This window comes from Lysinibacillus xylanilyticus (genome assembly GCF_001708185.1).
Lineage (GTDB): Bacteria > Bacillota > Bacilli > Bacillales_A > Planococcaceae > Lysinibacillus > Lysinibacillus xylanilyticus_A.
Window position 1 is genome coordinate 152,327 of record NZ_MDDN01000001.1, and the last position, 15,573, is coordinate 167,899.

Here is a 15,573-nt window from a genome sequence, read left to right on the forward strand (position 1 = left end):
ATCTGGTCCTATTATACGCGACGAAACGGAAGATAAGAAAAAATCTTATCTTCCGTTATCCTTCGTTAATCTCTTTTAGACTTTTGTCCCCAGAATTGGTAATAATTCGTTTCAATAAAACCATTAAATAATTTACGTTTCTTCGTCGTTTGACGACCATACAATTCCTCAAAGTTTTTCATCGAGGACAGCATGTACACAGACCAAGTCGGATAGTTTTTCATGACTGTACCTAAATCACGAATCACTTGTTCTACGACTTCAACATCGCCAATACGTTCACCGTATGGTGGATTGCCGACCATGACACCATCTGTAAGCTGTGTCGTGAAATCACGTGCTTGCATTTGCTTGAACGTAATTATCTCACCAAACCCAGCTTCTATTGCATTTTCTTGGGCAATACTTACCATTCGATGGTCAATATCAGACCCGAAAATTTCCAGAGGTTGATCGTAGTTCGCTAAGCTATCTGCTTCATCTCGTACGGCATCCCAAATTTTTGCCTTCATCCATGGCCAATCTTCTGAAATAAATTCACGGTTATAGCCTGGTGCAATATTTTGTCCAAACATCGCTGCTTCTAAAGCAATTGTGCCCGAACCACAGAATGGGTCAACGAACGGTCGATTCGGATTCCACTTTGAAATTTGTACAAGTGCCGCAGCTAATGTTTCTTTTAATGGTGCTTCACCTTGTGCTTGACGATAACCACGTTTATGCAAGCCTGCACCTGATGTATCAATGGTAAGTGTAGCCACATCTTTTAAAATTGAAACTTCAATCTTGTAGGTTGCACCGGATTCATCCAAAAATCCTAAACGTTTATAATGCTGTTTCATGCGCTCTACAATTGCTTTTTTAGTAATCGCCTGGCAATCTGGTACACTAAATAATTTAGATTTGACAGACTTCCCTGATACCGGAAAAGCTGCATCAACTGGTAAGTATTTTTCCCAAGGTAGAGCTTTTACACTTTCAAACAACTGTTCAAAAGATTTGGCAGGAAACTGTCCTACAACAATTTTTACACGATCTGCTACACGCAACCATAAGTTTGTTCGTGCAATGGCCGTTTCATCACCTTCAAAATACACTTTGCCATTATCGACTGTTGTTTCATAGCCGAGTGCTTTTACCTCTTGTGCCACAATCGACTCTAAACCCATTGCAGCAGTTGCTACTAATTTATAGTTTGCCATACTCTAATTCCTTCCTTGATGCTCAATTTTCCAATACTCCATAAACTCAATGAGTTCGTGAAGCGGTAATGGTTTGCTGTAATAATAACCTTGGATTATATCACAATTCATTTTACGTAGTATATCCACTTGTTGTGCATGTTCTACACCTTCAGCAACAACTTTCATTTTTAAACGATGAGACATTTGGATAATTGCATCCACTACTGCCTGTTTTTCATCGAGTGAGCCAATGTGCTGAATAAAGCTTCGATCGATTTTTAAACAATCCAGTGGGAAGCGAACTAAATAACTAAGCGACGAATAGCCTGTCCCAAAATCGTCAATAGAAATTTTGAAGCCCATCTTTTTCAGTCGCACGAGCTTGCTAACCGTTTCATTTGCACTGTTCATCACAGTACGTTCTGTAACTTCTATTTCAAAATTGTTCGCAGGTGTGTTATAGCGCTCTAATATCGATTGAATAGATTCTAAAAAGTTTTGTTGCTTAAAATGAATGCTTGAAATATTAATAGCAACTGGAGTCTCGTATCCAGATTGACGCATCTCAATAACTGCCTCACAAGCTTTTTCTATAATCACTTCGCTTAATGGAATAATTAATCCTGTTTCCTCAGCATATGGGATAAATTCTACTGGAGAAACAAATCCTAGCCTTTCACTATTCCAACGAACAAGTGCCTCTACGCCTTGAATCTCTTCATTTTCCGCAGAGATTTTAGGTTGGAAATGCAGCTCAAATTCCCGATTTTCTATTGCTCTCCGTAGTTCTGAATCTAATAATAAAACTCGCTGAGAGTCAGTTTTCAATTCATCAAAATAAAACGCATAGCCGTTAAGGTCGTTCTTTTTGGAATAAGTCATTGCCTTGTCAGCACAATGAATCAATTGCTCCGTTGATTCTCCATCTGCTGGATACATGCTGACACCAACACTCGTAGAAATAAAAATATCCTGACCATTAATATCTAAAGGCTGTTCAATAGTCCCAATAATTAGTTCAGCAAAGTTTGCGGCTTCTTTGTCATTTTTCACGTTTGTTAACGTAATAATAAACTCATCTCCGCCATTCCTTGCAATAATATCTTTATTTTTCAACAATGTTTTTAAGCGCTTTGCCACTTCTACTAGAATCGTATCTCCAACTGCATGTCCTAACGTATCATTAATTTGTTTAAATCGATCTAAATCTAAAAAATAAACTGCATGCTGTACTGAATGAGAAATAGTAGAACTCGATTCTAATAGATTATCCATTCTTTCAATATAAGCAAATCGATTTGATACATCGGTTAATGAGTCAGTTAACAAACTCTTTTCTAGTTCATTTTCTACTATTTTTCTCTCAGACAAATCTGTGAAAATTCCACAGTAATTTGTAATCTCTCCCTCATCATTGGCTACACCGACAATTGTTAACCATTCAGGATATACGTCTCCGGTTTTACGACGATTCCATATTTCCCCCTGCCAAATGCCTTCTTGTCGTATCTTTTGCCACATATCTAAATAAAATTGTAATTCATGTACACCTGACTGTAGAACCGCTGGCGATTTGCCCATCACTTCATCACGCTTATAACCAGTTACAAATTCAAATGCAGGATTGACCATTTCTATTTTTTTATTTTTATCCGTAATCATGATGCCTTCAGATACATTTTCGAAAATTTTCGTCATTAAGGTAATAGGATACTTGGAAATAGAATCTAACTTATCGAGACCATTCCAATCGTTCAATCCGTTCATGTTTCCGCTCCATCCTATCTCTCTTTACTACCCTTATTTTTTAGAAAAGCGCATTTGCGCCAGTCTACTCATAAGTAGACAAATATGTACATCGTTGCGATATCTGTTTTTTAGATGTTTATGTATAAAATTGTAGTGATAGAGGCATGACCAACAGTATACTGCCTTATTCTCAAACGTATATCGCGCATGTCTAAACATGATTAACAAGTAACTTTTTCCTATTGAATTCAAAAGAAAAGCTCTCCACCAAATTGGAGAGCGCTTGTTATTTCGTAGATAAGCATCAAAAAATTCCATAAGCCATGTTTTGTTCCCGAGTACTCAATCAGCTTGCGCCTCGTACGACCGGGTAGTAATCATCTATCTACAGAGCGAACTCTGTCCCTCTATCCGTTCAATTCCTTCTAGAGAGTGCCCCTACCATAATTTGGGTTTCTCACTCGTGGGGTTTACCTCGTTCCACCTTGCATGTTTCCAAGCAAGCTACGTCACTGTGGCACTTTCAGGAAGTTTCAACCATATCATTAAGACTTAGGTTTTCCTTCCGCCGTCAGCCATTACAGCTGCCTTACCTTATTTTTTCAGTAAGCACGAACACTACGGTCATCTCAGAACCGTGCGAGCATGGACTTTCCTCTACGACGTCAAGCGCCGCAGCGATTACTCGAATTTCATGATGATACGAAGTATTATACTAGAGTTTTATGATAAATACAATATAATTGATGAAAATTATTCGTATAACTTACTACCAAATACGTGTTTTTCTAAATTTGAAAGACGTTTTAAAATATCAAAGTTTGTCGTACCAGATGTTGCAGCTGCAACAGGTTGTCTCTTTGGTGTATTATCAACTTCTTCTTTTAACTGTTTATTTTCTTCACGTAGTTGGGCCACTACTTTTTCGAACGTTTCATAGTCTTGAATAATTTCATCAAGAAATGAATCGACGTCCTCTACATTGTAGCCTTTAAAGTTTTTCTTAAATTCCTTTTCAAGGATCATTTTTGACGTTAATTTAATGTCCATTTACATCGCCCTTCCTCACACTACATACACGATTTTATTATAGCATACTTCATCACATTATATCGTTTGAAACTATCAAATGTAAGGCTAAACTTGTCGTTTCTTGTACTTACCCGGGAAATTATTTCTTATTTCCTAATCTGTGCAACCTCTTTTCCCACGAAATTTCCCATTTCTGCTTTTGTTCCATTCTCCATTGCTCATTTTTTTTAATTAATTGTATGCCTTCTTGCGTATAATAAAGGGCCTGCTCATAATCTTTTATTTGATGCTCATATATCATGGCTAGCTGTTCTAATACGTGTAATTTTTTTCGCGGATCAACAAAATGTAGAGAAGCCACAAAAGCATCGATTGCTTCACTAAATTTTTTATTTTTTTTATGTTGTATGGCTAAATAATATTGAGCATTCCCTGCTTCAAGTGCGTCAAATTGCTTCGTGACCTTTTCTAATACCTTTACGCTCTGAGGACTTTCCTTTAAATCAGCATACCATTTACCGATATTCGTGAACGTTTTTGCAGATTCTTCACTTGTCTCTTCAAACAGCAACTTCGTCGAATGTATATAAAGCGTTATCAATGAAAGTAAATCCCATTCATTGTGAAGAAGAACTTTTATAAGTGCATCTGGAACACCACTTTTAATGGCATCTAAATAAATAATAGGCGCAAGATAGCCAGGAATATCTCCAATGCGGGAAAAGCCTAGCTTCTCTTCTTCCACAGATTTTAATTTCATTCGTTCCATATCATTTTTCCATAAACGCTTTGAACTATGCAACAAATCGATATGTCTCTGTGTTCGTAATTTAGGTAATTCTTTTTGGTGGAGTGTCCAACGTGTTTCAAGTTGCGGCCAGTCAAAGCTTTTTCCATTGTAGGTAATAATCGTTGCTGTTTTTTGCCAAAGCATAGATGCAAAAAGTAACGCTGCCTCATGAGCAGGATCAGCAAGAATATATTGCGTTAAAATAAAACTTTCTTCTTCCTCTGATACTTCTAGAAAACCTAGAAGAAAAATTTGCGTGCCCACACCCTTTAAACCAGTTGTTTCCGTATCAAAAAATAAAACCTTCTCATTCATTCCCAGCGCATATGGATGTTCAAACTTTGCCTCTTGCCATTTTTCTAATGCATCAAAAAATGACTGCAACTTATAATGACCATGCTGATAACTAAATGGATAATGCACCTGTCGTTTAAAGAAAATACCGAATTCATTTTCCACAACTGTCAGTCCGGCTTTTTCCCACCGCTCCGTATAACTTGGAGCAGCAGGCTTTTGATAAGCTGGTTTATCCTCTTTTTTTATAGTAGTTGTCGTTTTTTTACCGAGCATTTTTTTCATTTGTAAAATTTTATTTTCGTAAGACATTTACTTCACTCATTTTCTGCCTGTAAAATTGCTAATACTTGTAGTACCTTTTTCTTCGCCTGCTGTAAACTATCTTGAGCCCCAATACAAGATGGACAGCCGGACTCACAAGCACAGCTCGCTACATGGTGCTGTGTCCTCGATAATAGCTCATCCCATAATTCATAAACTTTTTCACTTAGCCCAATACCGCCGGGATACTTATCATAAACAAAAAACGTCGGTTGCTCATTATGAGTTGCCTTTACCTGCGGGACAACTGCTACATCGCTACTATCACATTGAATAAATAAAGGAATGAACGCATTCATCGCATATGCAGCTCCAGTCATCGCGTCCGTAAGCTCTGCCTCCGACCATTTTTCCGGTGCAGAGAATGATAGCCACGATGAACTTGTATGCATTTCGTCAGGCGGTAGATAAATAGGACCCGAACCGATATTATCATGCGTCCCGAAGCGTATTTTTTTAAATAACGTAGCTTGTGCGACTAAACCCACATCACCGAAGCTAATCATACCACCCTTATAATCTCGACTCCGGTCTTCCTCTAATACTTTCATCTCAACTGCTAGATTTGCGTCCGTATAGTAATCGACATCTACTTCTCGTACATACGCTTTCTTCTCTTCCCAATCAAGCTTTTCTACTTGAAATTGCGTGCCCTGATGTAAATAAATTGCCTCTTCATGTAATAATGTCATCGCACTATGGCGATCCATTTCACCAATAACCTTTGTTTGTCCAGGGACAGTCATATCAATTATAACAACATTTTCTTGTGAAGCCGAACGAAGACTAATATCATGTGCTGGAAAACGGTCACTCATCCAATGCCACTTCTCACTTGTTTTAAAAACTACGCCTTCCTCCGCTAAATATTCGAGTAGTTCCTGAATCTCATATTCACCATACGTATCATGTGCGGAAAATGGTAGCTCAAACGCTGCACATTTCAAATGATCCATTAAAATCAACATATTTTCAGGATAAATACGGGCTTCCTCAGGTGCACTGCCAAGTAAAAAGAGCGGATGGTTTACTACGTACTGATCAAGCGCTGCTGATTGCGCTACATAAATAATTAACGCCTCGTCCTGACGACGCCCAGCGCGACCTGCTTGTTGCCAGGCACTTGCAATATTTCCTGGGTAACCTGTCATGATACATGCTTGTAATTGACCAATATCCACGCCCAATTCAAGCGCATTTGTACTAACTACCGTTTGAATAGTACCGTCACGAAGCCCTCGTTCAATGACACGTCGCTCAGAAGGCAAATAACCACCTCGATAACCACGCACCGATTCATCTAAAAGCTTATTGCGTGTAAGTTCCTTTAAATACGTCACAATCATTTCTACACGTACACGACTTTTAGCAAAAATAATGGTTTGAATACCTGCTGTATATAATCTTTTAGCGAGATCACTTACCTCCAGAACAGCACTTCGACGCACGCCAAATGTTTTATGCACGATGGGTGGGTTATAAAAAAGAAATGTCTTTTTCCCAACTGGTGCTCCGGAATCAGCGATTAGAGCATGACTTTCATTTGTTAAAGCTTCAGCTAATTCTTTTGGATTTTTAATAGTTGCTGACGTACAAATAAAAACCGGCTTGCTGCCATAAAATTCACAAATACGCTTTAATCTTCGAATAACATGCGCAACATGTGAACCAAACACACCTTTATATGTATGCAACTCATCAATGACGATATACTGCAAATTTTCGAATAGTGATACCCATTTCGTATGATGAGGCAAAATCCCTGAATGAAGCATATCAGGGTTTGTCATGACAATATGTCCTGCCTTACGAACCTTCTGACGAATACCAGGCGCAGTATCCCCATCATAGGTATAGCTTAAAATTTCCTCACCACTTTGTTCGATTAGTTCATTTAAATCATTTTTTTGATCCTGCGCTAAAGCTTTCGTTGGGAACAAATAAATAGCCCGTGCGTTTTTATCTTCTACTATTTTTTGAAGTACCGGTAAATGATAGCAATACGATTTCCCAGATGCTGTTGGTGTAACAGCAGTAAAGGAAACACCCTCCATTGCATAATCAAATGCCTGACGTTGATGCGTATACAATTGTTCTATCCCTCTTGCTTGAAGCGCCTTTACAAGTGAAGGATGCAAATTTTCCGGGAAAGATGCATATTTAGCTTCACGCCCCTCAAGCGTTTGCCAATGTAAAATACGTTCCTTCAATTCCTCATCGTATCTCCACTCATTTAACAATTCGCTAATCGTCCTTTTTTTAGATAACATCCATTTATACCTCCTTCACTAACCCATCAAAAATCTTCAACGTATAAGAGGTTGAATGAATCGCATCTAAAAAACGTTTTTTACTTGTGTCTTTATAAAAAGATTGCACAACAAATTGCTCCATCGATTCCACCGCTGAAGCAATTTGTTGTGTATGCATATATTTTGGACGATTTTTTTGAATCCAACTATTCGCCTCCTGCTGCCATTCTTTTAAAAGCTGGTGAATAACATCAGCGTGTGGCTTAACCTCAGTAAAAAAGTCTGGAGTACGATCCTCCTCACGCATTTGCCAGAAGCGTGAAACACATTTTTCACATTCATCTATTAATATGGAAGTTTGCTGTATTAATAACAATTTTGCACCTCATCTCATCAATTACAACATTATCGTAAATAGCTGACATTTTCGTTTACCTCTAAAAAGAAGTTCGAATTTTAACAGTTGCTTTATCCTTAAAATTGAAAATTCATCTACATGAACATAAACGCATAGTATCATTTTAGGATGATTTTCCGAAACAACTTTTTTAAAACTCTTGCCAACCAACAAAGTCGTCTGCTAATTTACACACATTATATGAGCAAAAATGCCTTATCTTACTCCAAGACATATCTCTTAATGTGGTAAATATTGCATTAAAAATACTCATATTGAGTTATTTAAATTGCATATGAGATAAGTGTACCAAAGTCTATCATTTTTCACTACTTATAGGCGAACAAGCATTCTTTACTTGCCAGTTCTTTTCTGCTAAGCTTACTTTCTGGCTAACAGACTTGAGCTGCATAAAAAAATGCATGCTCTGTGCATTGTTTTCCAAAGACACTCTCGTTAAAAGTAATTGATTGACCAGATCCAACTGCGCAACTAATTGTCCTAACTTGTTCAATTTAACGCCTCCTTTTGCTTTACTTATGTATTCCTCGCGTGTATAAAATTACCTTCATGCGTGACAAAATAAGCGTAAGTTAGCTGAAAGAAGAAGTATTTCGATAAAGATTAATTGAACTATTTTAGAAGAACATTGTCTTCAAAATCGCCGATCAAGTAGCAGGACTAATGTGGAGTACAGTTTCTCTATAAAATGCTCTTGGAAATTCCATCTGTTATTTTGACGATTCAAGTGATAGAAATAGTTGTGGCTATATGATATTTTTCGACTTTAAGAGGCGAAAATTGCCCAATGATGATTATTTGTTTGGTATTTTTGACCATTGCTAATCTAGCATCAACCATGGTATCAATGGAAGTGGAGAACTTCTACTGAATCATGGTAAACTATTGTATAATAGCAGTATTATAGAGGGTGAACTAAAGTGACAATTCGTTATCCGAATGGGAAATTGTATTCTCCTAATCCAGCTGTTCAAACAACAGAAAAAAAGAAGAACGATAAGGATTTTTCTTTTAGTAATCGAGGAAAAACACTAGAGGATGAAATTAATGAAGCAAACGACTATTATGTAAAAAGGCGACTTGCTATCATTCATAAGAAACCTGTTCCCGTACAAATCGTCAAAGTAGAGTACCCATCACGAAGCGCTGCAGTTATTCGTGAAGCTTATTTTCGAACGCCATCAACAACGGATTACAATGGCGTTTGGAACGGGCATTATATTGATTTTGATGCAAAGGAAACTGCTTCAAAGACCAGTTTTCCCCTAAAGAATATTCATTTACATCAAATGACACATATGCAGCAAGTGACGGAACAAAATGGTGTGGCTTTTATCATCGTTCGTTTCTCAGCTTATGAACGATATTTTATTGTGCCATACGAAGTTTTACAAAAGGCCTGGCTAGCGATGGAAAACGGTGAACGTAAATCGATACCCTTTTCAACGATTGAAGAGGAAGCTTTTGAAATTCCCACAAGCTATCATCCACGTATCGATTATTTACCGATTATCCAAAAGCTCATTGAAGCACAAAGCCATGGTTTTGAAAGTGAGGAGATAGTAGAATGACTGAACGTCGTCGTACACGCGGTGAGCATCAAAAGGCTCTCGCTCAAAAAAATAAAAAAAGCGCGCCTCCGAAATCATCGAAGAAAAAATGGTTCAAGCGCATTACGCTAACACTTGTGGCAATTGTAGCTGCATGCTTTATTGGAGGTGCTGGGTTATTCGCCTATTATGCAAGTACCGCACCTGAACTAGATGAAAACTTACTGAAGGACCCCGTTTCCTCTGAATTTTATGATAAAAACGGTGAATTATTTGCCACAATTGGTGCAGAAAACCGCAAATATGTAAAATATGAAGATATACCTGAGGATATGGTTAACGCCATTCTTGCAACGGAAGATGTACGCTTTTTCGAACACGGTGGTATGGATTTTTATCGCCTCGGTGGCGCAATCATCGCTAACTTCCGTGATGGTTTCGGGGCACAAGGGGCCTCTACATTAACACAGCAAGTCGTTAAAAACTCATTTTTACAAAATGAGAAAAAATTAAAACGTAAGGCGCAAGAGGCTTGGCTGGCCTTCCAATTAGAACGCAAGTATTCAAAAGAAGAAATTTTTGAAATGTACTTTAACAAAATGCTGATGTCAGGTCGTGTTTACGGCTTCGGTACAGCAGCTCAATATTTTTATGGTAAAGAATTAAAAGATTTAACTTTAGATGAAGAAGCATTACTTGCAGGTTTAGTACAACGTCCAAATGCTTATAATCCATTAAAAAATCCTGAACTTGCAGAAAAACGTCGTAATACAGTTCTAGGATTAATGTATCAACATGGTAAAATTACAAAAGCTGAGATGGAGGAAGCAAAGAAAGTAGACGTTCAAGCTGGTCTAGCTGACGATGCGACACGTCAAAAATTTGCTGGCTCTAAATATGATGCCTTCCTTGATGTCGTTATTAATGAGTTAGAGGAAAACGGTGATGGTAATGCCATGTCGGAAGGTATTAAAGTCTATACAACACTTGACCCGAAAGCACAACAAACTGTTGAAAACATTATGAATGATGACAGCAACTTCCCAACAGAGAAGATTCAATCCGGTGTAGCTGTCATTGATACAAAAACTGGTCAAATTCAAGCGATTGGCGGCGGACGCGATTACGGAGCTGAACGTGGTTGGAACTATGCATATGACTTAAAACAACAACCAGGCTCTACAATGAAGCCATTACTCGATTATGGACCTGCAATCGAAAATTTAAAATGGTCAACGGGTCAAACACTTGTGGATGAACCGATGAATTACACAAATTCGGAACAAACCATCACGAACTGGGATGGTAAATATATGGGAGCAATCACAGCGCGTAAAGCTTTATACGCTTCACGTAACGTTCCAGCTGTAAAAGCATTAAAAGAAGTTGGACCTGATAAAGCAAAAGAATTTATTGGTCGTTTAGGTATTGAAGCTGAAAATGTGTACGAATCTGATGCAATCGGTGGTGGGGATATTACAATGTCTCCTATCCAAATGGCAGCTTCCTATGCAGCATTTGGGAATAATGGTGTTTACACTGACCCTCATGCAATTACAAAAATCGTTTACCGTGATGGTAAAACAACAAAAGACTATACACCAAAGTCTAATGTTGCGATGAGTGATTATACGGCTTATATGGTGACAGATATGCTACGTGACGTTGTTAGTAATAAGCCTGATGCTTCAGGTACTGCTGCCAATGTTTCTGGATTAGATATCGCGGGTAAAACAGGTACAACAAACTACTCAAAAGCTGATTTTGACAAGCATAATTTACCAGATACGAGTGTGCCGGATTCATGGTTCGCTGGTTACACATCAAACTATTCAATCGCTATTTGGAGTGGTTACGAAAAACACTTTGATCCAATTACAACTTGGGATGAACGTCGTTTACCACAACAATTATTTAAACAAATTATGACCGAGATTTCGGCTGATGTTGAAACACCAAATTTCAAAAAGCCAAGCTCAGTTGTGGAAGCAACAATTGAAGTTGGGTCAAAGCCACTTAAATTAGCAAGTGATTACACACCAAAAGAATTACGTCAAACAGAGCTATTTGTTCGTGGTACACAGCCTAACGAAGTATCAAATAAATACGAAGTTCCGGAACTTACTACACCTTACAATGTAAGTGCAAGCCTAGATTTAGAAGGTCAATCAATTGATATTTCTTGGGAGCATGATGCAATGCTTAATCCGGAAACAAATGAACCTCTACCAACAACCTTTGAAGTATCCGCTACACGAGAAGGTGGAGAGACTATTTCTCTCGGCACAACGGAAAGCAAAGGTTTAACAGTCAGCAATGCATTGGAAGATGGCAATTATACGATTTCTGTCGTGGCGATTGTAGATGGTACACGCAGTAAACCAGGTACAACAACCTTCCAGGTGTCGGGTACGATTGATGAAGAGTTGGAAACAGAGAATCCAGATGAACCTGTAATCGAGGAACCAACGGAACCTGAACAAGGTGACAATAACGGCAAACACAACGACAAGGAAAATGGCAAGGAAAATGGCAACAATGGCCAGCACGGAAATGGAAATGGTAATGGTAATGGCAACGGAAACGGAAATGGAAATGGTAACAATAACGGCGGTGGAGGTAATACCGATACCGGCACCGGAAGCGATGGTGGCGACAATAATGGTGGCCAACCACCAACTCCACCTACCGAACCAGTGACCCCGGATGAAAATGGCCAAAGCACAGAATAAAGAAAAAGCAGAGAAGTTTTCACTTCTCTGCTTTTTTCATTTGTATCAATGTTTCATTCACGTCACTATTGTGATGCTAACCGTCGATTCGTATTTTCTATCAAACATTTTGATCACGTTTCGACTACTCTAGCCTTTGCTTACCTGGAGCCGTAATCGTGCAGTTCGTTTTTTAGTTTCTTTAAATAATTCATCAAGCTGACGATAGCAAGCATATTGACCTGGTTTTGCTTGAATAAAAGCCAATCGGTCAATACCATTAATGGGCAATACCTCGTCACCTGCTTCTTGTACTAAACGGTCAAACAATACAATAGCTTCTTCCATTAAGCCTTTTGCTTCACCGTTTCTAGCATCATGAGCTGCATGAATTTTCCCTTCAAGCACTGTCCACTCTGCAAACCAAGCATCAATTTTTTCCTTTGTGATTGCCTCTACATTCACGCTTCCTTCACCAGTCCTTTTTTCAAACGTTTGTGGCCCTCACGACAATCAGCAAGTAAAGGACATGTAAGGCAGCCAGGATTTTGTGCCTTACAATGATAACGACCAAAGAAGATTAACTGATGATGCGTTTTCGACCACTTGTCCATCGGTGTTTTTTTCATAATCGTTTCTTCCACCTCAAGCACTGAATCTTTCCAGCGACAAAGCCCTAATCGTTTAGATACGCGCTCAACATGTGTATCTACAGCGAGTGCAGGAATATCGAAGGCTACCGATAATACAACATTCGCTGTTTTACGACCAACCCCTGGCAATGTAACTAGTGCTTCTCGACTTGCTGGTATTTCGCCGTTGTATTCTTCTAGTAGTCGTTGACATAATGCTTGAATGTTCTTCGCTTTATTTCGATACAAGCCGATAGAACGAATATCTTGTTGTAATTCCTCTAAGGATACAGCTAAATAATCTTCTGGCGTTTTATATTTTTGAAACAATGTTTTCGTTACCTTGTTTACAAGAACATCCGTACACTGTGCCGATAATAACGTAGCAATAGTCAGCTCAAACGGATTGTCATGCACTAACTCACAATGTGCATCAGGAAACATACGATCCATTTCCGCTAGACAATGCTCCCATTGTTTTTTTGTTAACATCCGTAAGCCCCCCCTATTCTCTTTCTTCTAACCAATTATAAAATGGTACTTTATTTGCCGACTGCATATCTTGTTGCATTGTACGGGCTGGCGGTCTATTAAAAGTTTGTTTTTCACGGAACTGTTCACTTTGTTTTTGTGCAGCCTGTGGTGTCGTAATATTTTTCTTTTTCCACTCCAGCAATATTCGATCAATATAACGAATACTCAGTTTGCCAGCAAACACAGCCTCCTTCAGCGCCTCCTTAATAAGCGCTGGACTGTGCTTATCCTCATCTAACCAAGAACCGATTTTTTCTAGCTCTAAAGGAGATAAAAGACGCCCCATTTCCTCTTCAAATAATCGGAATACCTCACCTTCTTCTTGGCGAAGTGTTGTTGCTGATTTTTGGTGCTCCTTCATTTCAATAATCTGCATAATACGCTCCCACAGTGGGTATACCGAATATTTTTCATATAGCTTGCCATTTGCATCGACGTCGCTTGTAATTTCAAGGAAGCCTTTTTGCATTAATCGTTGTAGACGTGAAGTAATGTCATTGTCAGGCATTGTGAGACGATTCATCAGATCATTAGGTGTTGGGAAATCATTGCCCTCCATATGGAACGCAAGTAAATGTATGACAATCAGTGCCTCTTCATCCTCAATATTTAACTCCTTATAAAACTGAAAAAAAAGCTGAGGAATTTGAACCATTCTCTGCTCAGTCCATGTACGGAGTCGATTATTGTTTGTGTTCATCTTATACTTGACTCCTTTTTCCATCGTAAGTATAAAAGCCGCGTAGACATATCACTACGCGACTTTTAATTGATCCCGCCTTAACATAAACGGGTAGTAATGCTTATGGATATAAGCGGTTTAGTAAACGTGGGAATGGAATCGTTTCACGGATGTGCTCAGTACCAGAAATCCATGCCACTGTACGTTCCAATCCTAGACCGAAGCCTGAATGTGGTACAGAGCCTTGTTTACGAAGCTCTAAATACCATGCATAAGCATCTAATGATAAGTTATGTTCTTCAAGACGCGATTTTAATAAATCATAGTCATGAATACGCTCAGAACCACCAATGATTTCTCCATAGCCTTCTGGTGCAATTAAATCTGCACATAATACAACGTCATCTCGCTCTGGATGTGGTTGCATGTAGAATGGCTTAATGCCTACTGGGTAGCAAGTGATGAATACAGGTTTATCGTATGAATTGGCAATTGCTGTTTCATGTGGTGCACCGAAATCATCGCCCCATTCAATATCGTCAAATCCTTGTTCATGTAATAATTTAATAGCATCGTCGTAAGAAATACGAGGGAATGGCGCTTTGATATTTTCAAGTTTTGATGTATCACGGCCAAGTCGCTCTAATTCTAATTTGCAATTTGCCAGCACTGATTGTACGATGTGCGCTACATATTGTTCTTGCACTTCTAGGTTTTCTTCAAATTCTACAAATGCCATTTCAGGCTCAATCATCCAAAACTCGATTAAGTGACGGCGTGTTTTAGATTTTTCAGCACGGAACGTTGGACCGAATGAGAATACTCTACCTAATGCCATCGCAGCCGCTTCCATATAAAGCTGACCTGATTGAGAAAGGTATGCATCCTCATCAAAATATTTTGTATGGAATAGCTCAGAAGTACCTTCAGGAGCTGAACCTGTTAAAATTGGTGGGTCCATTTTTGTAAAGCCATTGTTGTTGAAAAACTCGTAAGTTGCACGAATAATTTCGTTACGGATTTTCATAATAGCATGTTGCTTTCGAGAACGCAGCCATAAGTGACGGTTATCCATTAAAAACTCTGGCCCATGTTCTTTTGGTGTAATAGGGAAATCAGTTGCAGCATGTAGTACTTCAATACCAGTAACAGCTAGCTCACAGCCAAAGCTTGAACGCTCATCTGCTTTAACTTCTCCCGTAATGTACATTGATGTTTCTTGGGACATACCTTTTGCAATAGCAAAAATTTCTTCGCCTACTTCTTCTTTTACAACAACGCCCTGAACAAAGCCAGAACCATCACGTAATTGTAAGAAAGCGATTTTCCCACTTGATCGTTTGTTTGCTAACCAAGCGCCTAGCTTGACGGTTTCACCGATATGCTTTGGCATATCTTGAATCATAATTTTTTTCATAGAA

General features: G+C 38.7%; 13 protein-coding genes and 1 other RNA gene. 2 read left to right on the forward strand and 12 right to left on the reverse strand.

Going from position 1 to position 15,573, the window contains the following annotated elements; all coding sequences use genetic code 11:
- Positions 1–65 precede the first annotated feature (65 nt).
- The 8 genes from BFJ97_RS00765 to BFJ97_RS00800 form a co-directional block, all read right to left on the reverse strand.
- Positions 66–1,202, reverse strand: coding sequence for a THUMP domain-containing class I SAM-dependent RNA methyltransferase (locus BFJ97_RS00765; RefSeq protein WP_068982754.1), 1,137 nt, complete (start codon positions 1,200–1,202; stop codon positions 66–68).
- Positions 1,203–1,205: 3 nt separating this feature from the next.
- Complete coding sequence (locus BFJ97_RS00770) at positions 1,206–2,951, reverse strand: sensor domain-containing protein (protein ID WP_068982755.1); 1,746 nt, start codon at positions 2,949–2,951, stop codon at positions 1,206–1,208.
- A 294-nt stretch (positions 2,952–3,245) separates the two neighbouring features.
- Positions 3,246–3,626: RNase P RNA component class B (gene rnpB / locus BFJ97_RS00775), an RNA gene on the reverse strand.
- Between the two features lie 60 nt (positions 3,627–3,686).
- Positions 3,687–3,983 (reverse strand): cell division regulator GpsB, encoded by a 297-nt coding sequence (gene gpsB / locus BFJ97_RS00780; RefSeq protein ID WP_068982756.1) that lies wholly within the window; start codon positions 3,981–3,983, stop codon positions 3,687–3,689.
- Positions 3,984–4,104: 121 nt separating this feature from the next.
- Entirely contained in the window at positions 4,105–5,361 is a 1,257-nt protein-coding gene (locus tag BFJ97_RS00785; protein ID WP_068982757.1) for a ribonuclease H-like domain-containing protein, read from the reverse strand.
- A gap of 5 nt (positions 5,362–5,366) precedes the next feature.
- On the reverse strand, positions 5,367–7,643 hold the full coding sequence (locus tag BFJ97_RS00790; protein ID WP_068982758.1) for a DEAD/DEAH box helicase: 2,277 nt from the start codon (positions 7,641–7,643) through the stop codon (positions 5,367–5,369).
- 4 nt (positions 7,644–7,647) lie between these two features.
- Entirely contained in the window at positions 7,648–8,001 is a 354-nt protein-coding gene (locus BFJ97_RS00795; protein WP_068982759.1) for a YppE family protein, read from the reverse strand.
- 340 nt (positions 8,002–8,341) lie between these two features.
- Entirely contained in the window at positions 8,342–8,536 is a 195-nt protein-coding gene (locus tag BFJ97_RS00800; RefSeq protein WP_068982760.1) for an endonuclease, read from the reverse strand.
- A 427-nt stretch (positions 8,537–8,963) separates the two neighbouring features.
- Here BFJ97_RS00800 and recU point away from each other — a divergent pair, with 427 nt between their 5' ends.
- Together recU and BFJ97_RS00810 are read left to right on the forward strand one after the other, a co-directional pair.
- Positions 8,964–9,614: a Holliday junction resolvase RecU gene (recU, locus tag BFJ97_RS00805; protein ID WP_068982761.1), complete on the forward strand. Its 651-nt coding sequence runs from the start codon at positions 8,964–8,966 to the stop codon at positions 9,612–9,614.
- Positions 9,611–12,325, forward strand: a complete 2,715-nt coding sequence (locus tag BFJ97_RS00810; RefSeq protein ID WP_068982762.1) for a transglycosylase domain-containing protein — start codon at positions 9,611–9,613, stop codon at positions 12,323–12,325. The genes recU and BFJ97_RS00810 overlap by 4 nt, the downstream gene beginning before the upstream one ends.
- 129 nt (positions 12,326–12,454) lie before the next feature.
- Here the strand turns inward: BFJ97_RS00810 and BFJ97_RS00815 are convergent, their stop codons facing one another.
- The 4 genes from BFJ97_RS00815 to asnS all read right to left on the reverse strand — a co-directional run bounded on the left by BFJ97_RS00815 (position 12,455) and on the right by asnS (position 15,569).
- Positions 12,455–12,769: a YpoC family protein gene (locus tag BFJ97_RS00815; RefSeq protein ID WP_068982763.1), complete on the reverse strand. Its 315-nt coding sequence runs from the start codon at positions 12,767–12,769 to the stop codon at positions 12,455–12,457.
- Entirely contained in the window at positions 12,766–13,428 is a 663-nt protein-coding gene (gene nth, locus BFJ97_RS00820; RefSeq protein ID WP_068982764.1) for an endonuclease III, read from the reverse strand. Before nth ends, BFJ97_RS00815 begins: the two co-directional genes overlap by 4 nt.
- A gap of 13 nt (positions 13,429–13,441) precedes the next feature.
- Positions 13,442–14,170 carry a DnaD domain-containing protein gene (locus BFJ97_RS00825; RefSeq protein ID WP_068982765.1) on the reverse strand — a complete coding sequence of 243 codons (729 nt, stop codon included), beginning with the start codon at positions 14,168–14,170 and terminating at the stop codon, positions 13,442–13,444.
- A gap of 103 nt (positions 14,171–14,273) precedes the next feature.
- Complete coding sequence (gene asnS / locus BFJ97_RS00830) at positions 14,274–15,569, reverse strand: asparagine--tRNA ligase (RefSeq protein ID WP_068982766.1); 1,296 nt, start codon at positions 15,567–15,569, stop codon at positions 14,274–14,276.
- Between the last annotated feature and the right edge of the window lie 4 nt (positions 15,570–15,573).